This window comes from Herminiimonas sp. NPDC097707 (assembly GCF_044761395.1).
Taxonomy (GTDB): domain Bacteria; phylum Pseudomonadota; class Gammaproteobacteria; order Burkholderiales; family Burkholderiaceae_D; genus Oxalicibacterium.
Genome location: NZ_JBIWCI010000001.1, coordinates 694,117 through 720,509 on the forward strand (window position 1 = coordinate 694,117; position 26,393 = coordinate 720,509).

At 53.3% G+C, this 26,393-nt stretch carries 26 protein-coding genes and 1 tRNA gene; 26 read left to right on the top strand and 1 reads right to left on the bottom strand.

The window, feature by feature from the left end; genetic code table 11:
• The first annotated feature begins 285 nt into the window (after window positions 1-285).
• The 7 genes from cysS to ACIQW9_RS03315 all read left to right on the top strand — a co-directional run bounded on the left by cysS (window position 286) and on the right by ACIQW9_RS03315 (window position 6,960).
• Window positions 286-1,689, top strand: a complete 1,404-nt coding sequence (cysS, locus tag ACIQW9_RS03285) for a cysteine--tRNA ligase (RefSeq protein WP_402332896.1) — start codon at window positions 286-288, stop codon at window positions 1,687-1,689.
• 6 nt (window positions 1,690-1,695) lie between these two features.
• Window positions 1,696-2,343, top strand: coding sequence for a DNA-3-methyladenine glycosylase family protein (locus ACIQW9_RS03290; RefSeq protein WP_402332897.1), 648 nt, complete (start codon window positions 1,696-1,698; stop codon window positions 2,341-2,343).
• A gap of 45 nt (window positions 2,344-2,388) precedes the next feature.
• A complete protein-coding gene (locus tag ACIQW9_RS03295) occupies window positions 2,389-3,363 on the top strand; it encodes an acetyl-CoA carboxylase carboxyltransferase subunit alpha (protein WP_402332900.1) in 975 nt (324 codons plus the stop codon).
• A gap of 3 nt (window positions 3,364-3,366) precedes the next feature.
• A complete protein-coding gene (tilS, locus tag ACIQW9_RS03300; protein WP_402332903.1) occupies window positions 3,367-4,764 on the top strand; it encodes a tRNA lysidine(34) synthetase TilS in 1,398 nt (465 codons plus the stop codon).
• A gap of 148 nt (window positions 4,765-4,912) precedes the next feature.
• Window positions 4,913-6,166: an aspartate kinase gene (locus ACIQW9_RS03305; RefSeq protein ID WP_402332905.1), complete on the top strand. Its 1,254-nt coding sequence runs from the start codon at window positions 4,913-4,915 to the stop codon at window positions 6,164-6,166.
• A gap of 98 nt (window positions 6,167-6,264) precedes the next feature.
• Window positions 6,265-6,358, top strand: a tRNA-Ser gene (locus ACIQW9_RS03310).
• A gap of 119 nt (window positions 6,359-6,477) precedes the next feature.
• The gene (locus ACIQW9_RS03315; protein WP_402332908.1) at window positions 6,478-6,960 is read left to right on the top strand and encodes a hypothetical protein; all 483 of its coding nucleotides are present in this window, start codon (window positions 6,478-6,480) and stop codon (window positions 6,958-6,960) included.
• A 143-nt stretch (window positions 6,961-7,103) separates the two neighbouring features.
• Here ACIQW9_RS03315 and ACIQW9_RS03320 read toward each other — a convergent pair whose 3' ends face one another.
• Window positions 7,104-7,307, bottom strand: coding sequence for a hypothetical protein (locus ACIQW9_RS03320; RefSeq protein WP_011870800.1), 204 nt, complete (start codon window positions 7,305-7,307; stop codon window positions 7,104-7,106).
• Window positions 7,308-8,085: 778 nt separating this feature from the next.
• Between ACIQW9_RS03320 and flhD the strand changes: the two genes are divergently transcribed.
• The 19 genes from flhD to ACIQW9_RS03415 all read left to right on the top strand — a co-directional run bounded on the left by flhD (window position 8,086) and on the right by ACIQW9_RS03415 (window position 26,392).
• Complete coding sequence (flhD, locus tag ACIQW9_RS03325; protein WP_112992201.1) at window positions 8,086-8,403, top strand: flagellar transcriptional regulator FlhD; 318 nt, start codon at window positions 8,086-8,088, stop codon at window positions 8,401-8,403.
• A gap of 59 nt (window positions 8,404-8,462) precedes the next feature.
• Window positions 8,463-9,011, top strand: coding sequence for a flagellar transcriptional regulator FlhC (flhC, locus tag ACIQW9_RS03330; protein WP_402332912.1), 549 nt, complete (start codon window positions 8,463-8,465; stop codon window positions 9,009-9,011).
• 28 nt (window positions 9,012-9,039) lie between these two features.
• Window positions 9,040-9,840, top strand: coding sequence for a class I SAM-dependent methyltransferase (locus ACIQW9_RS03335; protein WP_402332914.1), 801 nt, complete (start codon window positions 9,040-9,042; stop codon window positions 9,838-9,840).
• A gap of 208 nt (window positions 9,841-10,048) precedes the next feature.
• Entirely contained in the window at window positions 10,049-10,909 is an 861-nt protein-coding gene (gene motA / locus ACIQW9_RS03340; RefSeq protein ID WP_402332916.1) for a flagellar motor stator protein MotA, read from the top strand.
• A gap of 54 nt (window positions 10,910-10,963) precedes the next feature.
• A complete protein-coding gene (gene motB / locus ACIQW9_RS03345) occupies window positions 10,964-11,947 on the top strand; it encodes a flagellar motor protein MotB (protein ID WP_402332918.1) in 984 nt (327 codons plus the stop codon).
• 42 nt (window positions 11,948-11,989) lie between these two features.
• Window positions 11,990-12,538, top strand: coding sequence for a chemotaxis protein (locus ACIQW9_RS03350; protein ID WP_402332921.1), 549 nt, complete (start codon window positions 11,990-11,992; stop codon window positions 12,536-12,538).
• A 64-nt stretch (window positions 12,539-12,602) separates the two neighbouring features.
• Window positions 12,603-12,968, top strand: a complete 366-nt coding sequence (locus ACIQW9_RS03355; RefSeq protein WP_402332924.1) for a response regulator — start codon at window positions 12,603-12,605, stop codon at window positions 12,966-12,968.
• A 51-nt stretch (window positions 12,969-13,019) separates the two neighbouring features.
• Window positions 13,020-15,164, top strand: coding sequence for a chemotaxis protein CheA (gene cheA / locus ACIQW9_RS03360; protein ID WP_402332926.1), 2,145 nt, complete (start codon window positions 13,020-13,022; stop codon window positions 15,162-15,164).
• A gap of 14 nt (window positions 15,165-15,178) precedes the next feature.
• Window positions 15,179-15,670: a chemotaxis protein CheW gene (locus ACIQW9_RS03365; RefSeq protein ID WP_402332929.1), complete on the top strand. Its 492-nt coding sequence runs from the start codon at window positions 15,179-15,181 to the stop codon at window positions 15,668-15,670.
• A gap of 99 nt (window positions 15,671-15,769) precedes the next feature.
• Window positions 15,770-16,651: a CheR family methyltransferase gene (locus tag ACIQW9_RS03370; protein ID WP_402332931.1), complete on the top strand. Its 882-nt coding sequence runs from the start codon at window positions 15,770-15,772 to the stop codon at window positions 16,649-16,651.
• Between the two features lie 10 nt (window positions 16,652-16,661).
• Entirely contained in the window at window positions 16,662-17,273 is a 612-nt protein-coding gene (cheD, locus tag ACIQW9_RS03375; protein ID WP_402332933.1) for a chemoreceptor glutamine deamidase CheD, read from the top strand.
• Between the two features lie 41 nt (window positions 17,274-17,314).
• Window positions 17,315-18,391, top strand: a complete 1,077-nt coding sequence (locus tag ACIQW9_RS03380; RefSeq protein WP_402332936.1) for a chemotaxis response regulator protein-glutamate methylesterase — start codon at window positions 17,315-17,317, stop codon at window positions 18,389-18,391.
• Window positions 18,392-18,557: 166 nt separating this feature from the next.
• The gene (cheY, locus tag ACIQW9_RS03385; protein WP_011870814.1) at window positions 18,558-18,956 is read left to right on the top strand and encodes a chemotaxis response regulator CheY; all 399 of its coding nucleotides are present in this window, start codon (window positions 18,558-18,560) and stop codon (window positions 18,954-18,956) included.
• Window positions 18,957-18,984: 28 nt separating this feature from the next.
• A complete protein-coding gene (gene cheZ / locus ACIQW9_RS03390) occupies window positions 18,985-19,623 on the top strand; it encodes a protein phosphatase CheZ (protein WP_402337842.1) in 639 nt (212 codons plus the stop codon).
• Window positions 19,624-19,686: 63 nt separating this feature from the next.
• Complete coding sequence (locus ACIQW9_RS03395) at window positions 19,687-20,895, top strand: EAL and HDOD domain-containing protein (RefSeq protein ID WP_402332939.1); 1,209 nt, start codon at window positions 19,687-19,689, stop codon at window positions 20,893-20,895.
• Window positions 20,896-21,062: 167 nt separating this feature from the next.
• The gene (gene flhB / locus ACIQW9_RS03400; protein WP_402332942.1) at window positions 21,063-22,235 is read left to right on the top strand and encodes a flagellar biosynthesis protein FlhB; all 1,173 of its coding nucleotides are present in this window, start codon (window positions 21,063-21,065) and stop codon (window positions 22,233-22,235) included.
• Complete coding sequence (gene flhA, locus ACIQW9_RS03405; RefSeq protein WP_402332945.1) at window positions 22,232-24,316, top strand: flagellar biosynthesis protein FlhA; 2,085 nt, start codon at window positions 22,232-22,234, stop codon at window positions 24,314-24,316. The genes flhB and flhA overlap by 4 nt, the downstream gene beginning before the upstream one ends.
• Window positions 24,313-25,584 carry a flagellar biosynthesis protein FlhF gene (gene flhF, locus ACIQW9_RS03410; protein ID WP_402332948.1) on the top strand — a complete coding sequence of 424 codons (1,272 nt, stop codon included), beginning with the start codon at window positions 24,313-24,315 and terminating at the stop codon, window positions 25,582-25,584. The genes flhA and flhF overlap by 4 nt, the downstream gene beginning before the upstream one ends.
• Entirely contained in the window at window positions 25,577-26,392 is an 816-nt protein-coding gene (locus ACIQW9_RS03415) for a MinD/ParA family protein (protein WP_402332951.1), read from the top strand. The genes flhF and ACIQW9_RS03415 overlap by 8 nt, the downstream gene beginning before the upstream one ends.
• Window position 26,393: the final 1 nt, after the last annotated feature.

Here is a 26,393-nt window from a genome sequence, read left to right on the forward strand (position 1 = left end):
ATGGCGGCACCATCATATTATGCCGTCCCCTTTGCAAGTTAAGTATCGGGTGTTTGCGGTTTGCCAAGGTTGTTGCCGCATTGCTGAAGGTTTGCCGTCATTTTGGTGACGGGAGGAAATTTCATCAATGCTATACTGCCGCAAAAACGTGCATTTTATCAAAAAGAAGTATGACAAAGTGTTTTGCGACATGGTCGCATCAGTGCCGGGGGTAGGCTGATACGTGTTGATGGTGATACGCATCAAAGCTTGTAACAAATTCCTGGCCAAAACAGACAACCATTCATGAGTGCCCTGAAGATCTACAATACGCTGGCGCGCGAGAAGCAGCCGTTTACTCCTATTGATCCGGGCAAAGTCCGGATGTATGTGTGCGGCATGACGGTGTACGACTATTGTCACATCGGACACGCGCGCGTGATGGTGGTATTCGATCTGGTGCAGCGCTGGTTACGTGCTTCCGGTTTCGATGTCACTTACGTACGCAATATCACTGACATTGATGACAAGATTATCAAGCGGGCGGCAGAAAACGGTGAAACGATTTCACAGCTGACGCAACGTTTCATCGATGCAATGGATGAGGATGCCGCTGCGCTAGGTGTACAAAAACCCGATCATGAACCGCGTGCGACCAACTATGTGCCGCAAATGCTGGGCTTGATCGAAACGCTGGAACGCAATGGTCTGGCTTACAAATCATCCGATGGCGACGTCAATTATTCAGTGCGTGATTTTGCCGGTTACGGCAAGTTGTCCGGCAAGTCGCTGGACGATTTGCGCGCAGGCGAGCGCGTCGATGTCAACACGGGCAAGCGCGATCCGCTGGACTTTGTATTGTGGAAGTCATCGAAAGAAACAGAACCGGAAGAAGTGAAATGGTCTTCCAAGTGGGGTAGTGGCCGTCCCGGCTGGCATATCGAATGTTCGGCCATGGCATGTGAATTACTCGGCGAGCAATTCGATATCCACGGCGGCGGTGCTGATCTGCAATTCCCGCATCATGAAAATGAAATTGCGCAGTCTGAAGGCGCGAGCGGGCATCCCTTTGTCAATTACTGGATGCATAACGGTTTTGTGCGCGTCGACAATGAGAAAATGTCCAAATCTTTGGGCAATTTTTTCACGATACGCGAAGTGCTGGAAAAATTCGATGCGGAAGTCGTGCGCTTCTTTATTTTGCGTGCGCATTACCGTAGTCAGTTGAATTATTCCGATGCGCATCTGGACGATGCGCGCAATGCCTTGACGCGCATGTATACGGCCCTGAAAGAAGTGGCACCGGATAATTTGCCGCTGGACATGAGCGAGGCGCATGCAGTCCGTTTCATCGATGCGATGAATGACGATTTCAACACACCGCTGGCGATTGCCGTGTTGTTTGAATTGGCAAATGAAATTAATAGGGAAAAATCACCGATACTGGCGCGCCAGTTGGTCAGGCTGGCTGGTATAGTCGGTCTTTTGCAGCGCCCGGCACAGCAATTCCTGCATGCAGGATTGGCAAGTGCCGGTGCCGCTGACGCTGACGAGATGGAAGCATTGATTGCCGGACAAATCACCGCACGCGTAGATGCAAAAAAGGCAAAGAACTTTGCCGAGGCGGATCGCATTCGTGCTGCCTTGCTGGAAAAAGGCATCATCCTGGAAGACAAACCCGGCGGTTTAACCGAGTGGCGAAGGGCGTAGAACTGGATGGGGAAAATGACTGCCGCCGATGAAACGCGCATCCTGCCTGTCTACTGGGAGGAGGCGAAGGTCGAGCTGATGAAACGCGACCGCATCATGCGCAAGCTGATTCCGCAATTTGGCGATTTGCATCTGGCCAGCCGTGGTGAGCCGTTTTCAACATTGGCGCGTTCTATCATCGGCCAGCAGATTTCCGTCAAGGCCGCCGATAGCGTGTGGCAGCGTTTTCTCGAAGTTTGTCCGAAATGCACGCCCGTGCAGGTCATCAAGGCTGGCGATAAACTGGCCAGCTGTGGTTTATCCAAGCGAAAATCAGAGTACATTCTCGATCTGGCCGACCATTTCAAGGCGAAACGTGTCAATTGTGACAAGTGGGCCGAGATGGAAGATGAGGACGTTATTGCCGATTTGATTCAAATTCGCGGCATTGGACGCTGGACAGCGGAGATGTTTTTGATATTTAATCTGCTCCGGCCGAATATTTTGCCGCTGGACGACCTCGGTCTGCTGGCAGGCATCAGTCGTAACTATTTTTCCGGCGAGCCGGTTTCCCGCAGCGATGCGCGGGAAGTCGCCGCTAATTGGGAGCCCTACCGTACGGTGGCAACCTGGTACCTATGGCGCAGTCTTGATGCGGTGAACGCACCAGCTTGAGCAGCCATATGAATATCCACCTCGTGTTGATCAGAAGGAGGCACGATGAGTAAAACGACTTTCCTCGGCTTTGAACAGCCGATTGCAGAACTCGATTCCAAGATCGAAGAGCTGCGCTTTGTGCAGGACGATTCGGCAGTTGATATCTCGGAAGAGATCGATCGCTTGTCGAAGAAAAGCCAGCAATTGACTAAAGATATCTACGCCAAGCTCACGCCATGGCAAGTGTCGCAGATTGCACGCCATCCACAACGTCCATACACGATGGACTATGTGAATGAAATCTTCACCGACTTCCACGAATTGCACGGCGATCGCAGCTATGCGGACGATCTGTCTATCGTGGGTGGTCTGGCCCGTTTCAATGGCATGCCTTGCATGGTGATTGGCCATCAAAAGGGCCGCGACACCAAGGAACGTAGCCTGCGTAATTTCGGTATGCCGAAACCGGAAGGTTATCGCAAGGCGATGCGTCTGATGAAGCTGGCGGAAAAGTTTGGTTTGCCGGTATTCACCTTTGTTGACACTCCGGGTGCCTTCCCAGGTATCGACGCGGAAGAGCGCGGCCAGTCGGAAGCGATCGGCCACAATCTGTATGTGATGGCGGAACTGAAAGTGCCGCTGATCGCGACCATCATCGGCGAAGGCGGCTCCGGCGGCGCGCTGGCGATTGCAGTCGGCGATGCAGTATTGATGCTGCAATATTCGACTTACTCGGTGATTTCGCCTGAAGGTTGCGCCTCGATCCTGTGGAAATCCGCAGAGCGTGCATCCGATGCGGCAGAAGCTTTGGGCCTGACCGCGCATCGCTTGAAGGCGATGGGCCTGATCGACAAGATCATCAATGAACCGCTGGGTGGCGCACATCGCGATCCGAAGCAGATGGCGGCACTGGTCAAGCGCGCATTGGCTGATACCGTGCGTCAGTTCCAGGGCATGAAAACCAAGGATTTGCTGGCTGCTCGCCATGAAAAATTGATGAGTTACGGTAAATTCAAAGAGATCAACACACCGGAATGAACCTTGATCGATAAAGACATTGCGGCAACGCAAAGTGAATTTGAACGCGCGTTAGGGGAAATCCGGACGCGCGTTTCTCTTTCCGGATCTGCTGCGCAAAAGATAGCCATTGCTTATAGCGGAGGATTGGATTCCGCCGCCTTGCTGCATCTGATGCATGCATACGCACAGGCTCATCAGATAGAACTATTCGCTTTTCACGTGCATCACGGTTTGAGTCCGAATGCCGATCTATGGCTGGCGCATTGCCGGCAGCAGTGCGCAGAGTTGAATATCGCATTCGATGCGCGCAAGGTGCAAGTCGGCAAAAATGAAAAGAACGGCATCGAGGAAGCGGCAAGACTAAGCCGCTATGCTGCATTGGGCGATATGTGTCGCGGGCACGATGTCCCGCTGCTGTTGACTGCACATCATCAGGACGATCAGGCTGAAACCGTGCTGCTGCAATTATTGCGCGGCTCAGGTGTGGCAGGGCTGTCCGGTATGGATAGCGCCAACCATGCAGCCGATTTGCTGGGTGACGCAGCATTGCTGATGGGGCGGCCCTTGCTGCAGGTGGCGCGCCTGGATGTGGAAAAATTCGTTACTACTCATTCCATCCGCTTCGTCGAAGATGAGTCGAATCTCGATCCGCGCTATGCGCGCAACGCCTTGCGTCATCAAGTCATGCCGACACTGGCGCAACATTTCCCGGGTTTTCAGCAGCGCTTTGCGCGCACCGCGCAACATGCACAATCGGCACAACGCCTGCTGATAGAACTGGCAGCGCAGGATTTGACCGTGTGTCTCGATGGCGCCTGTCTCGATGTAACGAAGCTCAGACAATTCAGCGCGGATCGCATCGATAACATGTTGCGTTACTGGTTTGGTTCGCGCGGCGTGCGCATGCCTTCGACCTCCTGGCTCAATGAAATGCGCACGCAATTGTTGGAAGCCAAACACGATGCGCAGTTATGCGTCACGCATGCAGATTGCCATATCCGCCGTCATCGCGATCGCGTCTATCTCACACCCAAACTCGACCCTGCCATGCTGGAGCAAGCGCCATTGGCGTTTCGCTGGGACGGTGCAACGGCCATGCAGTTTGCCGAATTCGGCGGTGCGCTGTTTTTCGAGGAGGCAGAGCAGGGCGTGAGCGCGGAATGGTTGCGTGAGCAGGCATTGACCCTGCAGTTGCGTAGCGGCGGCGAGCGTCTGAAGCCGGCGTGGAATCGGCCGACCAAAAGTCTGAAATATCATTATCAGGCTGGCGATGTACCGGCCTGGGAACGGGAACGTTTGCCATTGGTTTTTGCAGAGAAGCAATTACTGTTTGCGGCAGGAATCGGTATGGATTGCCACTCGTTCAGTACTGAAACCGGAATGCATATACAACTGCGCTGGCAGTTCGATTCGCCATAAATCAATTTCATTGCCACTTTATGTTTATTTTAATAAGCATAAAGTGGCTGGGAGCCCTTGCCGGACTTGTCATTCTGCGCCGCAGGCTGTAAAGTCGTGGGTTCATTTTTCCTGCTTCCCTCATTTCAAAGCGCGCTTTTTACTCCTTATGGCTTTAATAGTTCACAAATACGGTGGCACATCGATGGGCTCTACCGAGCGCATCAAGAATGTCGCCAGACGCGTCGCCAAATGGCATGACGCTGGTTATCAAGTCGTGGTGGTGCCATCGGCCATGTCCGGTGAAACCAATCGTTTGATCGGTTTGGCCAAGGAGTTGATGCCGCATCCGAATCCGCGCGAACTCGACATGCTGGCTTCGACTGGCGAGCAGGTTTCCGTCGCCTTGCTGGCGATGGCGCTGCATTCCATTGGCAAGGAAGCCGTGTCGTATACCGGCTGGCAGGCCGGCATCAAGACCGATTCCGCCTTTACCAAGGCACGCATACAATCGATCGATGACGTGAAGGTGAAGAAGGATCTGGATGCCGGCCGTATCGTGATCATTACCGGTTTCCAGGGCGTGGATGAAGATGGCAATATCGCCACGCTGGGACGCGGCGGTTCGGATACGTCGGCGGTTGCGGTTGCGGTCGCGCTGGAGGCGAAGGAATGCCTGATCTACACCGATGTGGATGGCGTCTATACGACCGATCCGCGCGTCGTGTCGGAAGCACGCCGCCTGAATACCGTCACATTTGAAGAGATGCTCGAAATGGCGTCGCTAGGCTCGAAAGTGCTGCAGATACGCTCAGTCGAATTTGCCGGCAATTACAAGATGCCGACGCGTGTATTGTCGTCGCTGACCGACCCCATGATGTCGCTGGAAGAAGAAGCAAAATCCGGCACCCTGATTTCGTTTGAGGAAGATACAAAGATGGAACAAGCCGCTATTACCGGTATTGCATTTAGTCGCGATGAAGCGAAAATCACCGTTCTGGGCGTACCGGATCGTCCTGGTATCGCTTACCAGATTCTCGGCCCGATCGCTGCTGCAAATATTGAAGTCGACATGATTATTCAAAATCAGTCGGTGGACGGCAAGACGGACTTTACCTTCACCGTACCGCGCGCCGATTACGCCAAGGCAGTGGATGTGCTCGACGACAGCGTCAAGGCGCATATCGGCGCTGCCAGCATTCAGGGCGACACCAAGGTATCGAAAGTGTCCGTGGTCGGCGTCGGCATGCGCAGCCATGTCGGCATCGCATCGCAAATGTTCCGCACCTTGTCGGAAGAGGGCATCAACATCCAGATGATCTCAACTTCGGAAATCAAGATTTCTGTTTTGATCGACGAGAAGTACATGGAATTGGCAGTGCGCGCATTGCACAAGACCTTTGATCTGGAAAAAAGCAATTAAGTCATTTTTGATTGCATAGTTTGGTTGACCAGACATGCATGAAAAGTTATTATGCTGAACCTTCTGGTAGTGTGTTGGTGGTGCTACTGAAGTAATGTGGAGGCGTGGCCGAGTGGTCGAAGGCACTTCCCTGCTAAGGAAGCATATGGGCTTAAACCCGTATCGTGGGTTCGACTCCCACCGCCTCCTCCAAAAGATTAGAAGCCCTTGATGAAAATCAAGGGCTTTTTTCTTTGGTCGAATTGGATAAGTCACTTTTATTGGAACAAAGCATTTTGAACACGAAAAGAAGCAAGCGCTGGAATGGGAGCATGGATACGCTGGAGGCGGACTATCTGAAGGGTGTGACCGCACAAATGAAGGCTTACGGTGAGCGCGTGCAGTTTGCTCTGAGCGGGCCGGGGCAGCGACCGAATTATCAGGTGACCAATACCTTCGATAAAAAAATGGCATTCGACGGCAATCATCATTTGCTGCGCGCGGAAGAACATGAATTTGCGGTGGGCAATGCGACTGTGGTGCTGACGCTGCAGCAAATTGAACAGACGATTGCAGGCATCGGCATGGCCAAGACAACGAGCAGCGTGCGCAAGACGCGCGTTGTCGGCAGTGCTGCCAAGGCGGCGGTCAAGCCAGGTGACTTGATCGATATCCAGAAATATGAATACTTCAAAAACAATATGCAGAAGCTGCCGGAAGGCATACGCGCCTACTCACAGCAAGTCAGTGCACTGATGAAGCAGGGCATGTCTGCGGAAGCGGCATTTGGCGAGATTGTGCAACAATATTTCTGAAGTGCCAATGGAAGGCGATATCGCTTCTTTGCATACGAAAAAGCCCGCAAGATTGCGGGCTTTTTCAATTCATCGGGTCATCAACATGGCAGACATTTGCAATGCATATCAGTCCGGTTAAAGACGCAGGCCGTGCCTGAGGCTTACACGCGATAAATCTTTTCTCCTGTCTGCACAATCTTGAATTTGGCGTCGGACAGGGGATCCAGCGCTCGTCCATCTGTCAGCTGATAGGTTTTGCTACCCGGACTTCCTTCGTCGGAAGTTTCTATAGGGGTTTGGTACACCTCCACGTGATAGGCCGCTCCTGTTTTACCTTTGGCATCGAATTTTTCTACCAAATCCATAAGAGTCTCCTTTTACTTGATGATGGAATATCCGGCTTAACAATAGCAGATTTTATGGGCAGCCCACGCATCGAATGAATATCTGATGCTGAAACCTGTGCGTGCGCAGGCGGCCATCCGGAGTATTGGGCTTTGTATGCAAATAGGCATTAAAGATGATGAGTGGGTACGCGGGCGGCAAACCGGGCGTTTTTTAGTATCCAGGCTGATACGGCTTGCTCATTAGCGGCGGTATTAGTCATGCCGCGCTTGCAAAACCGGACTGGCAGCAGCGGCTAAAACAGAAAATATGCAAATAATCGAAATTATTTCATTCCAACCCTAAAGTTCTGGTGATGCCTGCCGTTATCAATCTTAGATAAAGGCATAAAGTTTTTAAAATTTATTTTGCTCGAACCCTAAAGTTCTGCAAAAGCGTGCCGTTAAAGATACAAGAGGCAGTAAAAAGACGTTGTTTTTGCTGTTTGAATGAATATTTTTGAGAAATTCAGTCACTAAAAAGACTTGGAAAATTTCTTTATTATCGGTTTTTTGTCAATTTATCCACGCAAGGTGTAAACGCGTAGATGTAATGTACAAGCCACTCTCCGCTCCATTTCTTGTGGAGTGTATCGTATGCTGGTCGGCGTTTGTAAGACAAACGCCTACCGGCCTATTGTCGTCTTCTCTGTATAAAAATACCGATTAGTGCCTATTTCAGGCATTGGGTTCCCAACTCAGAATGCATTCACTGGCTCACAAATAGCAGCCAAAGACATTCACGGGTAAGGGGATTCACATGACTAATAACGACATCATTGCAGAAATTCGCGACGCAAATCTTGGTTACCTGATGCTTGCGCAGCAAATGATTCGCGCCGACAAGGCGACTGCAATCTTCCGCCTGGGCATCAGCAATGAAATTGCTGATTTGATCGAAGGCATGAACAATGCGCAAATCCTGAAACTCGCCGGCGCCAACATGATGTTGGCACGCTTTCGTTTCGACGACGGTGCCATTCTTGGCATGCTGACCAATTACAACAAGGATCGTTCACTTGCGCATTCGCATGCGGCTATTCTGATGGCGGGCCAGGCAGTCGAGCAAATCGCTTGATTGCAGTCTGAACAAGTATCGATCATCGTATTGTTGTAGTTTCGGAAAAGAGCGCGGACATGGCCAAGAAAAGTGTAGTAACAGAATCCCAGGAAATCCAACTCGCCATCGAACTCATTAATCTGGGTGCGCGCCTGCAGTTGCTGGAATCGGAAACCTCATTGTCGCGCGAACGCTTGCTGAAACTGTACAAGGAATTGCGTGGCGTTTCACCGCCAAAAGGCATGTTGCCGTTTTCGACCGACTGGTTCATTACCTGGCAACCTAATATCCATTCTTCATTATTTATCGGCATTTATAAATACCTGCTTGAGCATGCGCAGATTTCCGGCATTGAAGCCGTGATGAAAGCCTACAAGCTGTACCTGGAACAGGTCGATATGGGCGAGGACGGCGAACCGGTGTTGTCTTTGACGCGTGCCTGGACCCTGGTGCGGTTTTTCGATAGTAAAATGCTGGAAACGGCATGTTGCAGCGAATGCAATGGTCATTTTGTCGTGCACCGTCTGGACCTGAACGCGAATTACACTTGTGGTTTGTGCCACATGCCATCCAGAGCCGGTAAAACCAAACGTGCCAAGATGGATGCAAATCTGCTGGTAGCGTAATTGAATTTCTTCTGGAAAGAGTGTCTGAGTGAAGAGTGTGCGGCGCTCCGGCGCAAAGCTGGCGTCGTCTGAATCTGTCTTCCACTTGCCTGCCGTGCAGGCGCTTTTTTTTCAAATCCTTTCTTTTTTTCTCGTATTGCTGATCGCTCGTAGTCTGGTGGCGATCTTCGGCATTGCGGTCAATCTCTGGCTGGCTGTCTTTCTTCAAGGCTTGCTTGCCGCCGGTTTTTCCTATTGGCGCAAACTCGCATCCTGGTGGCTGGCGATACAGCTGTTCTTCCCCATAGTTCTTCTGTTTGCGTTGTCTCTGCAATTGCCGCCCACGCTATTCATGCTGGGTTTCCTCGTTCTGCTGTTTCTATACTGGACGACCTTTCGCACGCAGGTTCCCTTTTACCCCTCCGGCCTTGCAACCTGGCACGCAGTGGCGGAATTATTGCCGCAGGAGCGGGCAATCCGCTTTATTGATATAGGCAGTGGCTTGGGCGGTTTGACCCTGAATCTGGCAAAGCGCAGGCCGGACAGCGAATTTTCCGGTATAGAAATCGCACCGCTACCTTGGCTGGTGAGCGTGCTGCGCACGTTTTTGACACGCAGCCGGGCACGCTTCAAGCGTGGCGATTACCGTCATCTTGATTTTGCCGCCTACGATGTAGTGTTTGCCTATCTGTCACCGGCAGCGATGCCTGCCTTGTGGGAAAAAGCGCGTGCTGAAATGCGCGCCGGGACACTCCTGCTCAGTTATGAATTCCCTATCCCTGATGTCGTACCGACTATGGTCGTTTCGCCGCTTGTTAATCATCGGTGCATTTATTGCTGGCGAATGTAAATGTATTCGTGCTCTGCAAGTGTGCTGCGACTCAAGTTCCTGCAATTCAAGCCGTTGAAAGTCATATAGGCGAGTTGGATATCGTGCGTGCTGGGTGGCGCATTGCATCGCTTGTCGTGTGATCAAGACAAGCGCGGCATCATCGCGGTTGCATATTGGCAATTGTTAAGGCAATAATGGCATCCTAAACCCAGAATCGGAGCGCAGTTTGTTAGTTATCATTGGATACATTGTCGTCCTTGCATCTGTTTTTGGCGGATTTGCGCTTGCTGGCGGACATTTGGCTTCACTGCTTCAGCCTGTCGAATTATTGATGATAGGTGGCGCGGCTGCCGGTGCATTTTTTGTCGGTAATAACAGCAAGGCGATCAAGGCAACCTTCAAAGCCCTGCCTAATGTTTTCAAGGGTTCCAAATATACAAAAAGCCTGTATATGGAACTGATGACGCTTTTATTCGAGATATTGACCAAGGTTCGCAAGGAAGGCTTGATGTCGATCGAAGGTGATATCGACGCTCCTGAAGAAAGTGCGATTTTTACCAAATACCCGACGGTACTGGCGGATCACCACATCATCGAGTTCATTACCGATTATCTGCGCCTGATGGTGTCGGGCAATATGGATGCGTTTCAGATTGAAAACCTGATGGATAATGAAATCGATACGCATCATGCTGAAGGCGAGGTTCCCGTGCATTGCATTGCCAAGATGGGCGATGGTTTGCCTGCATTTGGTATCGTCGCCGCAGTCATGGGTGTGGTACACACGATGGCATCGGTTGGCCTGCCGCCGGCAGAGCTGGGTATCCTGATTGCCAATGCGCTGGTCGGTACCTTCCTCGGTATTCTGTTGTCTTATGGTTTTGTTTCGCCGCTTTCAAGTACGCTGGAACAAAAACTGCATGAATCATCCAAAGTGTTCCAATGCATCAAAGTGACTTTGCTGGCCAGCCTGAATGGCTACGCGCCTGCGCTCGCAGTCGAGTTTGGCCGCAAGGTATTGTTTTCGACTGAACGTCCTTCTTTCAGCGAGCTGGAGGATCATATCAAGCAGTCGAAGTCGAAATAATGCAATTCTCCGTCTTGAGAATACAAATATAAAAGAACCTTAACGGAGACTGACATGGCTGACGAAGGACTCCGTCCCATTATCGTAAAGCGCATTAAAAAATCAGGAGGCGGCCATCACGGCGGCGCCTGGAAAATCGCTTACGCGGATTTTGTTACCGCGATGATGGCGTTCTTTCTGCTGATGTGGTTGCTGGGCTCCACCACCAAGGGCAATCTGCAAGGGATTGCCGACTATTTCAGTACCCCGCTGAAGGTAGCGATGGCGGGCGGTTCGGGCAGCGGCGATGCCACCAGCGTGATCAAGGGCGGCGGCAAGGATATGACCCGCATCGATGGTCAGCAGCAAAAAGGCGAAAACCTTACTCCCACCAAAAGCTTCAATCTGAAAGCTGCCGAGGAAGAGTTGGAGCGGCAGGAAATGAACCGCCTCAAATCCTTGAAGGAGCGCATCGAAGAGGCAATCGATTCGATACCCAGCCTGCGGCAATACAAAAATCAACTCTTGCTGGATATAACTTCGGAAGGTTTGCGCATTCAGATTGTGGATGAAAAAAACCGCCCGATGTTCGCCTTGTCGAAAGCCGACTTGCAGCCGTATACAAAACTTATCCTGCACGAGATTGCCAAGACACTCAACGATATTCCGAATCGCATCAGTTTATCCGGTCATACTGATGCTACCCCGTATTCGAGTGGCGAAAAAAGCTACAGCAATTGGGAGCTTTCATCGGATCGGGCCAATGCATCGCGTCGCGAGTTGATCGCCGGTGGCATGGAAGAATCGAAAATGCTGCGTGTTGTCGGCTTATCTTCCGCCGTGCTGTTCGATCCAAAAGATCCGCTCAATCCGGTCAATCGCCGCATCAGCATTATCGTCATGAACAAGAAAACGGAAGACTCCATTACCAAGGAAAACCGGACACTGGATGTGGTGAATGAGGAGACGGCAAAACAGACGGTGGAAAATGGTGTTAATCCATCTGTTGCAGCCCAGCCTGTGCCACTTGTAGCAACGCCCGCCGGTGCACAAAAATGAGCCGACATCTGCTGTGACTGAAAATAAAGAGCGGGTACTGTCATGACAATAAAGACTTCGTTGGCTGCACAGGTAAGGCATCTGCTATCGGGCCTGTCCGAGCATGGAGGCCAGCATTTGACCGAGATCGAGACTGATCTGGTACAGACCAATGTTCTGCTCGGCGAGGCAATTGAAAAGTTGAGTGTCAGTTTCATGGCGATTCATGCGACTGTTACTGCACAACAGCAGATAGTCGATGCCTTGCTGGCAGGCACTGCCGTGACACCGGATGCGATGCTGGATTTGCGCGAACAAGCAGCGCAAATCGATCAGCACGTGAATGCCGCAGTGACCGGTTTGCAGTTTCAGGATATGACAACGCAATTGATCAATCGCACTGTACGTCGGGTGGTTGGATTGCGCGACGTGCTGGAAGTGTTGGGAACAAATGGCAGCGCAATTCCGACCGATGGAAATGGCGAACAGATGCATGCGGCGCTGAGCGAGGTCAATGCAAGGTTGAAGGCGCAAAGTGTCGAGCTGGAAAAGGAGTTATGGAAGGCTGTGCGCCAGACTCATATGGAAAGCGGCGAAATTGATTTGTTTTGAATGAGCAGCAAAACTTTGGCCTGGCAGATTTAACAGCCGGAAATGTGTATTTGCAGGAGTGGAAATGACTAAAACAATATTGGCAGTCGACGATTCGGGTTCGTTGCGACAGATGGTGGTATTCAGTCTGCGAGCAGCCGGTTATCAAGTGACCGAAGCAGTGGATGGACAGGATGGTTTGGACAAGGCGCAAACGCAGATTTTCGATCTGGTCCTGACGGATCAGAACATGCCGCGCATGGATGGCTTTTCGCTGATTCGTGCGCTGCGTGCATTGCCAACCTATCAAAAAGTGCCCATCCTGGTTTTGACAACGGAATCCAGCGATGAAATGAAAGCCAAAGGGCGGGCGGCAGGTGCAAACGGTTGGCTGGTCAAACCGTTTGATCCGCAACGTCTGACCGAAGTAGTGAAAAAAGTCATAGGTTGATCGCGCGATGAGCATGAATATCATCCAGAGCATAGACAACGGAGTTGAATAATGACCATCGATATGAGTCAGTTCTTCCAGGTGTTTTTCGATGAAACCGAAGAACTGCTGGCTGAGATGGAAAAATTGCTGCTGGCCGTTGATGTGTCATCTCCCGATGAAGAGGATCTGAACGCAATTTTTCGCGCTGCCCACTCAATCAAGGGCGGCGCCGGCACGTTCGGCATTACCGATTTGACCGAAGTGACGCACGTGCTGGAAACCCTGCTGGATCGCATACGCAAGGGCGAGATGGCGCTGAAACCAGAACATGTGGATGCGTTTTTGTCGGCAAAAGATATTTTAAAAATGCAGCTCGATGGCCATCGTTTACACACGCCTGTCGATCTGGATGCGGTAACCGAAGTACGTCTGATGCTGGAAGCGCTGTCGCAGGACGATGCGGCTCCATCTGCTGCGGCTGTCGCACCAATTGCCAATGCCGGCGGAGTTGTTGCGCGCACTGATCGTCGTTTTCGTATTGAATTGCCGCAAGTGCCGCCGCGCGACGTGGAGGCGCTGGCAGCAGAGCTCGGTTTGCTGGGCGAGATCCACCGGGATGTCTTGCCTGATCAGCGGCCGGTATTTACATTGAGCACGCATGAAGGACCGGACGATATTATCGCCATTTGTTCTTTCATCCTCGACCCGAATGATCTGAAAATAACGGAAGAATTTGCGCCTGGCAGCCAATCAATTGATGAGCGCAGCCATGCTGAGGCGCAGCAGGGTTACGGCTTCTTCGAGCCGCTGCATTCGGTGATCGCCGGTGAAACCGCCTTGAAGGAAAAGGAAAACGCGCAGGGTTATGGTTTTTTTGCACCCTTCGTACCGCTTGAACTTGCTCCTGCGGTCGCACGCAAGGCGACGGACGTCGAGGATGATGAGGGCGAGGCCCACCATCACGCGGCTGCAAATGATAAAAAACCTGCAGCCAAACGCGATACCGACAAAATGACGAGTAGCGCCGAATCGTCTTCAATACGTGTCGGTATCGAAAAAGTGGATCAACTGATCAATCTGGTCGGTGAATTGGTGATCACGCAGGCGATGATAGAACAGCGTACGGATTCGCTTGATCCGATGCTGCATGAGCGGCTGTTGAACAGCGTGTCGCAATTGACGCGCAATACACGCGATCTGCAGGAAGCGGTGATGTCGATACGCATGATGCCGATGGATTATGTGTTTTCCCGCTTCCCTCGCATGGTGCGCGATCTTGCCGGCAAGCTGGGCAAGAAAATCGAATTCGTCACGCAAGGCGCGGCAACCGAACTCGACAAGGGCTTGATCGAACGTATCGTCGATCCCTTGACACATCTGGTGCGCAACAGCGTCGATCACGGTATAGAAATGCCGGAGGTAAGAACGGCTGCCGGCAAGACGCCGGCCGGACAGCTCTCGCTTTCCGCCAGCCATCAGGGCGGCAACATCATTATCGAAGTCAGCGATGATGGCGGCGGCTTGAATCGCGAAAGAATTCTCGCCAAGGCCAGACAGCAGGAGATGGAAGTATCGGACGAGATGCCGGATGCAGACGTCTGGCAGCTGATTTTTGCACCGGGATTTTCCACTGCAGAAGCGGTGACGGACGTCTCCGGTCGTGGCGTCGGCATGGATGTGGTCAAGCGGAATATCACTGCGATGGGCGGTGCGGTCGACATTCGTTCCAGCAAAGGATTCGGCACCACCATTTCGATTTCGCTGCCGCTCACGCTGGCCATTCTGGATGGCATGTCGATTAAAGTTGGCGAGGAAATTTACATTCTGCCGCTGGGCTACGTGGTGGAATCGCTGCAGCCGGACCCGGAGGATGTGAAGGAAATCAGCGGACAGGGAAAAGTGGTCAAGGTGCGTGGCGATTACCTGCCTTTGATTCCGCTTTACAAGATGTTCGATATTGAACCGAACTTCATGGATCCATCCGAAGGCATTGTTGTGATTCTGGAATCGGAAGGTCGGAAGGCGGCCTTGTTTATCGACGAGCTGGTCGGTCAGCAGCAGGTTGTGGTCAAGAATCTTGAATCGAATTATCGCAAGGTGGCGGGAATTTCCGGTGCCACTATTCTGGGTGACGGCGGCGTATCGCTGATCATTGATGTTGCTGCACTACTGCGCTCCAGTCGTCAATTGAACGACGAATCCATTTATTCCTGAAGAGGAGAATTTTCATGATTCACAATGTACAAGACAATACCAACGGCGCCAAAACCGGGAATGAATTTCTTGCGTTTACACTCGGCAAGGAAGAATACGGCATTGATATCCTGAAAGTGCAGGAAATTCGCGGCTATGAGACCGTGACGCGGATTGCGAATGCGCCTGAATTCGTCAAGGGGGTGGTTAACCTACGCGGCATTATCGTGCCTATCGTCGACATGCGAATCAAATTCAATCTGGGCGAACCGACCTACGATCAATTTACCGTCGTCATCATTTTGAACATCGGCGGTCGCGTGGTGGGTATGGTGGTCGATAGCGTGTCGGATGTGATTACCCTGTCGCCGGAGCAAATCAAACCGGCACCGGAAATGGGTACGGCATTCAATACCGATTACCTGATCGGTCTGGGCACGCTGGACGAACGCATGCTGATCCTGGTCGATATAGACAAATTGATGTCCAGCGAAGAGATGGGTTTGATTGAAAATATTGCAGCGTAGTCGAGTCGGTATACAAAATTGTGCAAAACAGTTGACGATTTTTAGAGACTGCATAATCGGCAGCATTGATATGCAACTGTGGAAAAGGAAAGTGGCAGTATGAAATCGTCTTCTCAAACCAGAACCGAAGGCTCCAAGGAGTTCGAGTTTACTGCACGCGATTTTGAGCGGGTGCGTGCGCTGATTTATAAAAAAGCAGGAATTGCACTGGCCGAAAGCAAGCAGGAAATGGTTTACAGCCGGTTGGCGCGTCGTTTGCGCGCTACCGGCATCAGTTCTTTTGTGACGTATCTCGACAGGCTGGAGCAGGGCAGTGGAGAGACGGAAGAGTGGGAGGCGTTTACCAATGCGTTGACGACCAATCTGACTTCGTTTTTTCGCGAGTCCCATCACTTCCCGATTCTGGCCGAACATCTGAAGAAGGTTAAGGAACCGATCGAGATATGGTGTTCTGCTGCGTCGACCGGGGAAGAGCCGTATTCGATTGCGATGACAGCATGCGAAGCATTCAATACGCTGACGCCGCCGGTGCGCATCATTGCCACCGACATCGATACCAATGTGCTCAATACCGGCGCCAATGGCGTTTATTCCATCGACAGGCTGGATAAAATGTCGCCGGAACGCGCGCGACGCTTTTTCCTGCGCGGCAAAGGCGAACGTGAAGGCCAGGTGCGTGTGCGTCCCGAGTTGCGTCAGATGGTCAGTTTCAAGCAAGTGAATCTGCTGGCTGATAATTGGGGAGTTTCCGGGCCGTTCGACGTGATTTTCTGTCGTAATGTGATGATCTATTTCGACAAACCGACGCAGGGGAAAATACTGGATCGTTTTGCGCCCCTGATGAAACCGGATGGCTTGCTGTTTGCCGGTCATTCCGAAAACTTCCTGTATGTATGCGATGAATTCAAGCTGCGCGGAAAAACAGTATACGAACTGGATCCGGACAGGAAAACCAGCAGCGCAAAATTGCGCAGGGCATGAGATTGAATGTATGAGTGAATTTACCAAAGAGCATTTCGCCACGAACGTCTATTACGATAGAACCTTCGATTGCGATGCAGCCAAGATACTGCCGGGTGAGTACTACTACACCGGCAAGGACATGCTGATCGTGACGGTGCTCGGCTCCTGCGTATCTGCCTGCATACGCGATCGCGTAACGGGCGTGGGCGGCATGAATCACTTCATGCTGCCGGATAGCGGTGCCGATGCAGGCAGCCCCATTTCCGCCTCGGCGCGTTACGGCACCTATGCAATGGAAGTGCTGATCAACGATCTGTTGAAGGCTGGTGCCAAGCGTGAAAATCTGGAAGCCAAGGTATTCGGCGGCGGTGCCGTGCTGCGCGGATTTATCGCCATGAACGTAGGCGAACGCAATGCACAGTTCGTACGTGATTTTCTGAAGGTGGAAGGTATCCGCATCATTGCGGAAGACCTCAACGATATTCATCCGCGCAAAGTGTATTACTTCCCGCGCAGCGGCAAGGTACTGGTCAAGAAGCTCAAACAACTGAATAACAATACGCTGGTCAATCGCGAACAGGATTATGCAAATCGTCTGCAGTCGAACAATGTCGCCGGCGACATCGAGCTGTTTTCCTGAGTGCGTGACAGTAGCTAAAGCAGAATTGTCAAGGTGAGGATATGAAGATAAAAGTGTTGATTGTGGATGACTCGGCCTTGATTCGCAGCGTGATGAAGGAAATCATCAACAGCCAGCCGGATATGGAAGTCGTGGGCGTTGCCCCTGACCCGATCATCGCACGGGATTTGATCAAGCAGACGAATCCGGATGTGTTGACGCTGGATGTCGAAATGCCGCGCATGGATGGTCTCGATTTTCTTGAGAAGCTGATGCGCCTGCGGCCGATGCCGGTCGTGATGGTGTCTTCGCTGACCGAGCGCGGTTCGGAAATCACCTTGCGCGCGCTGGAACTGGGCGCAGTCGATTTCGTTACCAAGCCGAAGATGTCGATTCAGAGCGGCATGCTGGAATATACGGAAATGATCGCGGACAAGATCCGCGCCGCTTCCAAGGCACGCATCAAGGCGCGCCATATTCCGACTGAAACGCACAAGTCAGCCGGAGACGGTGTACTGCCGCTGGTACGCAACCCCCTGACTAGTAGCGAAAAGCTGATCATCATCGGTGCTTCGACCGGCGGCACTGAAGCCATCAAGGATTTCCTGATGCAGATGCCGTCCGATTGCCCGGGCATACTGATTACCCAGCACATGCCGCCCGGTTTTACCAAATCGTTTGCGCAACGCCTCGATAGCCTGTGCAAAATCGACGTCAAGGAATCCGAAGGCGGGGAGCGCGTGCTGCCCGGTCATGCCTACCTTGCGCCCGGCCATTCGCATTTGCAGCTTGTGCGTAGCGGTGCAAACTACATGACGCAACTCGATCAGGGACCGCCGGTCAATCGTCATCGTCCTTCAGTGGATGTACTGTTTCATTCCGCTGCCGTGCATGCAGGTAAAAATGCGGTGGGCGTGATCCTGACCGGCATGGGCAAGGATGGCGCGCTCGGCATGCTGGAAATGAAAAATGCCGGCGCCTATAATTTCGCGCAGGATGAAGCATCGTGCGTGGTGTTCGGCATGCCGCGGGAAGCCATTGCGGTCGGTGCAACACACGAGGTCGGCTCGCTGAATGCTTTGCCGGGCATGGTTTTGGGTCATCTGGCAAGCAACAGCAGTCGCGCATTGAGGGTGTAGAGCAGGCTGCCGATGCAGAGTGATGCTGCAGAGGCTGGCAAATCTTCCAATTCTGCTGCATCATCAGTGCATAATAGCAAGATGTCGGAAAAAGAGACCAAGGTTTGCAGTGAGCTTCGATCTCTTTCAAGATCGATAACGGTATAAAGAATTAATGGAGTAATTCATGGCAGGTCCAAACACCAAATTTTTAGTTGTCGATGATTTTTCAACGATGCGTCGTATCGTCCGCAATCTGTTGAAGGAACTGGGCTATACGAATGTTGATGAAGCTGAAGACGGCGTGATGGCACTGTCCAAGCTGCGTAGCGAAACCTTCGATTTCGTCGTCTCCGACTGGAACATGCCGAATATGGATGGCCTGACGATGTTGCAGCAGATACGTGCCGACCCCGCGCTGTCCAAATTGCCGGTCCTGATGGTGACGGCAGAAGCGAAAAAAGAAAACATCATCGCAGCGGCGCAGGCCGGTGCCAACGGTTATGTCGTCAAGCCGTTCACCGCCGCGACTCTGGATGAAAAACTCGCGAAGATCTTTGAAAAACTGGCCGCTGCCGGAGCCTGAGTTGAATACGACCCTGCGTGCCGAGCCCATGCCTTCCGGCATGGCTGACGAGCGTGGTGATCTGGCGCATGACGAAGTATTGTCGCGCGTCGGTCATATGACGCGTGCCTTGCACGATAGCCTGCGAGGCCTGGGTTTCGATCAACTGATCGAACGCGCTTCGCATGATATTCCGGACGCGCGCGATCGCCTCGATTACGTGGCGCGCATGACAGAGCAGGCGGCGCAACGTGTGCTGAATGCAACCGAAGCCGCCGGCCCGTTGCAAGACCGTATTCAAACCGATGCCGCCAGCATTTCGGCTGCATGGCAGCAAACGTTGCAAGGCGCGTTTTCGGAAGAAAAATATCGTGCCGTCGCCGAAAACACGCTCGCTTATTTGAATCAAACGCAAGCGGCAACGGCAGAAACCAAGCAGCATCTGATGAATATCATGATGGCGCAGGATTTTCAGGATTTGACCGGTCAGGTCATCAAGAAGGTGACCGAGCTGGCGCATGGTCTTGAGCAGCAGCTGTTGCAATTGCTGGTCGATTACGCACCGCCGGAAATCAAGCGTGAAGTCGATACCGGCTTGCTGAACGGACCACAAATCAACCCGGTGGGCAATGATGTGGTTGCCGGCCAGGCACAGGTGGATGATTTACTCGACAGTCTAGGGTTTTAATTCGTCGGCAAGTGATGTTGTCCATCCTTTCCATTTCCTGTTTCTTCCTTTCTTATTGCCCCCATGCTTGTAACTAAATTTATTGTTCGCGAACCTTTAGTGAGTGCGAAGCAGCAGGTTCTTGGATACGAACTTCGCTGGTATGGCAATCAGCAGGATGACGGCATGGCCAGCGATGAGGATTTGCTGGAACTGGTGACGTTTGTCGCCACGCAACTGCGTAATGAAGAGTCGGGTTGGCTACTGAATGACAGTGTGCTGTTTTTTGAGGCGACGCCAGCCTTGATCGCTGCCGATGTAGTACAGACCTTGCCGGCAAAAAATACCGTATTTCGCCTGACTGCCGCCGATCTGGCCGATGCAGACACGCATCAGGCGGTAATAGCTCTGCGCCAGCAGGGTTATGGATTTTCCTTGTGCGATGCAGATGCCGTGGCGCCGGATAGCCCCTTGCTGACGCTGGCCAGCCATGTCGAGGTTCGCTTCGGCAGCGGTATCGAGAATGCCACTGCAATTTCCGGCGAAGCACATGCGTCGCCGATCAAAGTGGTGCGCCATCTGGCCGACTGGCAGGAATACGATCGCTGCGCAGCAGCAGGGTTGCAGGCTTTCATCGGCAAGCTGTATCTGACACAGCGTCCGGGAGCGGAGAAGAAGGGCTTGAATTCGGCGCAGCTCATCATCGTGCAACTGATGCAGATGGTGCGGCAGAATGACGACGTACGCGAGCTGGAAAATGTGCTCAAGCGCGATGCCACACTGGCTTACAAACTTTTCCGCTATATCAACAATGTCGGTTTCGGCCTGGGCGCAGAGATTCAATCCTTGCGTCATGCGGTCACGATGCTGGGTTATTCGCCTTTGTATCGCTGGTTGTCCCTGCTGCTGGCAACGGCCGGCACCGGCAGCGATTCGGCTGTACTGATGCAGACCGCGATCGTGCGTGGCCGTTTTGCCGAATTGGCCGGACATGGCATTTTGCCCAAGAACGAGGCCGAGAATCTGTTCGTGGTCGGCATGTTTTCAATGCTGGACCGCTTGCTGGGCATTCCGATGGAAGAAGTACTGGAGAAAATCCAGCTTGCCGAACCGGTTGCGCAAGCCTTGCTGACGCGCGATGGCATGTACGGCCCTTTTCTGGCACTGGCCGAGGCTTGTGAAACGGATAATGGCGATATCGGTGCGTTGGCTGATTCGCTGTTCATCAACGCGCGTCAGGTCAATGAAGCGCATTTGGCCGCACTGGCCTGGGCCCAAAGTATCAAGATTTAAACGCACAATATGCGTTGTTTCCATCCATATCCACTTGGCAATATTTAAAAAGCGGGTATTTCCCAGCCTATTCCCTCGATGACCTTCAGGCTTTCTGGCCAATAATCCACTCATAGCTCCGTATGGCGTCATGTTGAACGCCAGCCGGTTTGCTCCAGGAGTCGGCTTTGGCTGAAGAAAGTGATCTCGAAAAGACAGAACCCGCGTCACCGCGCAAGCTGGAACAGGCGCGGGAGCAGGGTGACGTCCCGCGTTCGCGCGAGCTGGCAACCTGTACGCTGTTGCTGGGCGCGAGTGCGGCTTTCTGGTTCACCGGCGGCAATATGATCGCGGAACTCAACAGCATGCTGGCTGCCGGCCTGAACTTCGATCGCGCCATGGCGTTCGACATGGAATTGCTGCTGGCGCACGCCGCTGCCAGCATCATCAAATTACTTATTGCATTTGCACCCGCCGCACTGATCCTGATTGTGGTCGCGCTGGCTTCGCCGATGCTGATCGGCGGCTGGTTGTTCAGCGCCCAGGCACTGCAACCAAATTTCGGTCGCATGAATCCGATCAAGGGCCTGGGCAATATGGTTTCCACTCGTTCAGCCGTAGAGCTGGGCAAGGCGATTGCCAAAACCCTCCTGATCGGTTTCATTGCATGGACAGTGATGAAGCATGAAATCGATTCGGTGCTGGCCTTGAGCGTGACACCGCTGCAATCCGGGATTGAACATTTGGGGCATCTGCTGCTGGTCAGCTTTGTTTTCATAGTCAGCGGCTTGATCATCATTGCCGGCATTGATGCGCCGTATCAGATGTGGCAGCACGCGAAGAAATTGATGATGTCGCGTCAGGATGTGCGCCAGGAGTCCAAGGAATCCGACGGTAATCCGGAAATCAAGGCCAAGATTCGCCAGCAACAGCGCGAAATGGCGCGTCGCCGCATGATGACTGAAGTGCCGACCGCAGACGTGGTGGTGACCAACCCGACGCACTATGCAGTCGCGCTCAAGTATTCCGAAAACGGCATGCGCGCACCGACCGTGGTTGCCAAGGGTGCCGATGAAGTCGCTGCTAAAATCCGCGAAATCGCGATGGAAAACAATGTGGTGATGCTGGAAGCGCCGCCATTGGCGCGTGCCTTGTTCCGTCACGCAGAGCTCGGCGATGAAATTCCGGAAGCACTGTATATCGCGGTGGCGGAAGTGCTGGCGTATGTATTCCAGTTGCGCGCCTACAGCAAAAACGGCGGCGCGCGTCCGGAAAAACCGGGCGACCTCGAAGTGCCTCCCGAACTTGATCCTCTTAACCCCGCTGCAGAAGATGCAGATACCAATGGCCTGCCACAATGAATAGCCTGAAAATGCCAGCCTGGATGACGGGCCCTGGTTCAAAAGCCATCGCCGCGCCGTTGATCATCATCATGATGTTGTCGATGATGATTTTGCCTTTGCCGGCCATCGTGCTGGACATCTTCTTCAGCTTCAATATCGCACTGTCGATCATCGTATTGCTGACCGCTTTGTACACGGTTAAACCGCTGGACTTCATGGTGTTCCCGACCGTGCTTTTGGTCAGCACGATGTTGCGCCTGTCATTGAACGTCGCCTCCACGCGTGTCGTGCTGACCGAAGGCCATAACGGCCCGGACGCTGCCGGCAAGGTGATTGAAGCTTTCGGTCACTTTCTGATCGGCGGCAACTACACCGTCGGCCTGGTGGTCTTCATCATCCTGACCATCATCAACTTCACCGTGGTGACGAAGGGTGCCGGCCGTATTGCCGAGGTGGGTGCACGTTTTGCACTGGATGCGATGCCGGGTAAACAGATGGCGATCGATGCCGATCTGAATGCCGGTTTGATCGGCGAACAGGATGCGCGTTTGCGCCGTACGCAAGTGGCGCAGGAAGCGGAATTCTACGGCGCGATGGACGGCGCCAGCAAATACGTGCGCGGCGATGCGATTGCCGGCATCATCGTTACCGTGATCAACGTGGTCGGCGGCCTGATCGTCGGCATGGTCCAGCATGACATGGCGTTTTCGGCGGCGCTGGAAAACTACACGCTGCTCGCCATCGGTGACGGTCTGGTGGCGCAGATTCCTTCGCTGATCATTTCGACTGCAGCCGGTATCGTCGTATCACGTGTCGCGAGTGAACAGGACATTGGCGGCCAGCTGGTTGGCCAGTTATTCGCCAAGCCGCAGGTGCTGTACATCACCGCTGCAATCGTCGGCGGCATGGGTTTGATTCCCGGCATGCCGCACATGTCCTTTCTGTTTCTGGCCGGCGTGTTGGCAGGCGCAGCCTACCTGATTTCGCAACGCGCATTGAAAGCGCCGCAAGTCGAGCCGGAAGTAACGGCGCCGCCGGCAGCACCGGAAGTCGAGGAAGCCAGCTGGCAGGATATTGTGCAAGTCGATACGCTCGGGCTTGAAGTCGGTTATCGCCTGATTCCGCTGGTCGATAAATCGCAAAGCGGCGAGCTGCTGCGTCGCATCAAGGGCATACGCAAAAAATTCGCACAGGAAGTCGGTTTCCTATCGCCGCCAGTGCATATTCGCGACAACCTCGAACTGAAGCCATCTGCTTATCGCATCACGCTCAAAGGCGTGGAAGTGGGCAGCGGCGAAGCGCTGGCCGGTCAGTTCCTTGCCATCAATCCTGGCATGGTGAGCGGCACGCTGCCGGGCCAGGCCACCAGCGATCCGGCCTTCGGTTTGCCCGCTACCTGGATAGATGCCAGCCTGCGTGAACAGGCGCAAGGCATGGGTTACACCGTGGTCGATGCAGGCACCGTGGTCGCCACGCATTTGAATCATCTGATTACCACTCACGCAGCTGAATTGCTGGGCCGCCAGGAAGTGCAGCAATTGCTGGAACACCTGACCAAGGAATCGCCGAAGCTGGTGGAAGACCTGGTGCCGAAACTGATTTCGCTCTCCACCCTGCAAAAAGTCTTGCAGAACCTGTTGATCGAAGGCGTACACATACGCGACATGCACAGCATTATCGAAACATTGACCGAGCATGCCACGCATACGCAAGACGTCAATGAATTGACGGCGCTGGTGCGCATCGCGCTGGGTCGCGCCATCGTGCAGCAGTTGTTCCCATCGACGAACGAATTGTCCGTGATGACGCTGGATAATCGCCTCGAGCGCCTGCTGACACAAGCCTTGAGCGCCAGCGGACCGGAAGGCGCGGGCATCGAGCCGGGCCTGGCCGATACGATCGCCGCGCAAGCCGAAGCGGCGACGCGTCAACAGGAGCAAATGGGATTGACGCCGGTACTGCTGGTGCCGGCACAGTTAAGGGCACTGCTGGCGCGTTTCCTGCGCCGTGCATTGCCGCAGTTGAAAGTTCTTTCGCACGCAGAAGTGCCCGATTCAAAAACGATTAGAGTTACTAGCTTAGTTGGAGGCCAGGTATGAATGTAAGAAAATTTACGGCAAGCACGTCGCGCGGCGCATGGAGCCTGGTGCGTGAAGCGCTGGGTCCCGATGCCGTGATTCTTTCCAATCGCGCAGTCGAAGGCGGGGTTGAGATTCTGGCGCTGGCTGGAGAAGATATGGCATCGCTGGCTGAGCCGATGGTTGAGAAAACGATTTCGGAAACCACGCTGGCAGCTCTGGCGCCCAAGTATCAAACGCAGCAGGCTGCACAGCCGGCACCGTTAGCCATTGCCTCCAGCGCACCGCTGCAAGCAGCAGCCAGCGAAATCAACAGCGCCGAACTGCACAGTGTGATGAGTGAAATCCGTTCCATGCGTGGCATGCTGGAAATGCAATTGGCTGAACTGGCATGGACCGACCAGCACAAACGCGAGCCGGCCAAATCCGGCGTATTGCGTGAAATGCTGGCAGCCGGATTCAGCGCCAGTCTGGCGCGTTATCTGACTGAAAGAATGCCGGCCGGCGCCAGCAAGCAGAGTGGCATGGATTGGATCAAGGCGATCCTGACGCGCAATCTGGCGACTATCGGCAATGAAAACGAAATCCTGGAAAAAGGCGGCGTCTACGCTCTGGTCGGTCCAACCGGTGTCGGCAAAACCACGACTACCGCGAAACTGGCGGCGCGTTGCGTGATGCGTCACGGTCCGGGAAAACTGGCCTTGATCACGACTGACGGTTATCGTATCGGCGGCTACGAGCAGTTGCGCATCTACGGCAAGATTCTCGGCGTGATGGTGCATTCGGTGAAAGATGAAGCCGACCTGCGCATCGCACTCGATGAGCTCAAGGGCAAGCATACGATATTGATCGATACGGTCGGCGTCAGTCAGCGTGACAAAATGGTGGCAGAACAGATCTCAATGTTGACGGGCGCAGGCAGCCAGGTCAAACGTCTGTTGTGCCTGAACGCCACCTCGACCGGAGAAACGCTCAATGAAGTTGTGCGTTCCTACATGGGCGATGGCTTGGCCGGTTGCATATTGACCAAACTTGATGAAGCTGCAACCATAGGTAGTGCACTAGATGTAGTCATCAGACAGAAATTAAACTTATACTACGTGGCGAATGGACAGCGCGTGCCGGAAGACCTGCATGTCGCGAACCAGCAATATCTGGTCGACCGTGCATTCAAACTCAAACGTGAGACAGCGCCATTCCAGTTCAATGATGCGGAAATTCCTTTGGTAATGGCAAATACAGCAAAAGCAATGAACGATAAAAGTCTGCGTGAGGTGATTCTTGGCTAGTTTTGAATGTGATCAGGCAGAAGGTTTGCGGCGCATGCTGGCCGGACCGAAGCCGCGCATTTTTACTTTTTTGTCCGCCACTTCGGTTGCCGATAAAAGTGCAATGCTGGTCAATTTGAGCGCCTCTCTTGCTTCCGGCGGCAGCGATGTCGTGCTGCTGGATGCCTGCGCATCGACAGCCGGCATCACGCGCCGCATGGGTGTCGATATGCAAGCGACCCTGCTGGATGTGGCACGTCAGCAGCGTGCCTTGAATCAGGTCGTGCAGTCCATGCCGCAGGGTTTTGGCCTTGCTTCGCTGACCAGTGGTTCAATCCATGCCGCCAGCCGCGATGCAGATCAGTTGCGTCGCCTGTCCAATGCATTCGGCGTGCTGGCAGCACAGTCCGATGTGCTGGTGGTGGATGCCGAGCTGGATAAGAATGACAATTTTCCGATTCCCGGTATGGCGAGCGGCGATATCGTGGTGCAGGTTTCTCCGGCTGCCGCATCGATCAAGGAAGCGTACTCGCTGATCAAGCGTCTCAACGCGCAACTGGGGCGCCGGCCATTCGGTATTCTGGTCACTGATGCCGATGAACGCGAAGCACACATCGTCTATCAAAACATGGCGCAGGCAGCCAGCCGCTATCTGGCCGTGCAGCTGCAGTTCATCGGCTCGATACCGTCCGACGATCACCTGACACGCGCCGCACGCCTGGGACGCGCAGTGATTGACGCCTTCCCGATGGCAGGCGCCTCGGTGGCATTTCGTCGTCTTGCAGAACGTTTTGCATTATCCGCCCATGGCGCCAAGTTCGGGGCCTGAG

Coding starts and splice junctions, on each gene's coding strand:
- cysS (WP_402332896.1), top strand. CDS start 286: ATGAGTGCCCTGAAGATCTACAATACGCTGGCGCGCGAGAAGCAGCCG.
- ACIQW9_RS03290 (WP_402332897.1), top strand. CDS start 1,696: ATGGGGAAAATGACTGCCGCCGATGAAACGCGCATCCTGCCTGTCTAC.
- ACIQW9_RS03295 (WP_402332900.1), top strand. CDS start 2,389: ATGAGTAAAACGACTTTCCTCGGCTTTGAACAGCCGATTGCAGAACTC.
- ACIQW9_RS03305 (WP_402332905.1), top strand. CDS start 4,913: ATGGCTTTAATAGTTCACAAATACGGTGGCACATCGATGGGCTCTACC.
- ACIQW9_RS03315 (WP_402332908.1), top strand. CDS start 6,478: ATGGATACGCTGGAGGCGGACTATCTGAAGGGTGTGACCGCACAAATG.
- ACIQW9_RS03320 (WP_011870800.1), bottom strand. CDS start 7,307: ATGGATTTGGTAGAAAAATTCGATGCCAAAGGTAAAACAGGAGCGGCC.
- flhD (WP_112992201.1), top strand. CDS start 8,086: ATGACTAATAACGACATCATTGCAGAAATTCGCGACGCAAATCTTGGT.
- flhC (WP_402332912.1), top strand. CDS start 8,463: ATGGCCAAGAAAAGTGTAGTAACAGAATCCCAGGAAATCCAACTCGCC.
- motB (WP_402332918.1), top strand. CDS start 10,964: ATGGCTGACGAAGGACTCCGTCCCATTATCGTAAAGCGCATTAAAAAA.
- ACIQW9_RS03350 (WP_402332921.1), top strand. CDS start 11,990: ATGACAATAAAGACTTCGTTGGCTGCACAGGTAAGGCATCTGCTATCG.
- ACIQW9_RS03355 (WP_402332924.1), top strand. CDS start 12,603: ATGACTAAAACAATATTGGCAGTCGACGATTCGGGTTCGTTGCGACAG.
- cheA (WP_402332926.1), top strand. CDS start 13,020: ATGACCATCGATATGAGTCAGTTCTTCCAGGTGTTTTTCGATGAAACC.
- ACIQW9_RS03365 (WP_402332929.1), top strand. CDS start 15,179: ATGATTCACAATGTACAAGACAATACCAACGGCGCCAAAACCGGGAAT.
- ACIQW9_RS03370 (WP_402332931.1), top strand. CDS start 15,770: ATGAAATCGTCTTCTCAAACCAGAACCGAAGGCTCCAAGGAGTTCGAG.
- cheD (WP_402332933.1), top strand. CDS start 16,662: ATGAGTGAATTTACCAAAGAGCATTTCGCCACGAACGTCTATTACGAT.
- ACIQW9_RS03380 (WP_402332936.1), top strand. CDS start 17,315: ATGAAGATAAAAGTGTTGATTGTGGATGACTCGGCCTTGATTCGCAGC.
- cheY (WP_011870814.1), top strand. CDS start 18,558: ATGGCAGGTCCAAACACCAAATTTTTAGTTGTCGATGATTTTTCAACG.
- cheZ (WP_402337842.1), top strand. CDS start 18,985: ATGCCTTCCGGCATGGCTGACGAGCGTGGTGATCTGGCGCATGACGAA.
- ACIQW9_RS03395 (WP_402332939.1), top strand. CDS start 19,687: ATGCTTGTAACTAAATTTATTGTTCGCGAACCTTTAGTGAGTGCGAAG.
- flhA (WP_402332945.1), top strand. CDS start 22,232: ATGAATAGCCTGAAAATGCCAGCCTGGATGACGGGCCCTGGTTCAAAA.
- flhF (WP_402332948.1), top strand. CDS start 24,313: ATGAATGTAAGAAAATTTACGGCAAGCACGTCGCGCGGCGCATGGAGC.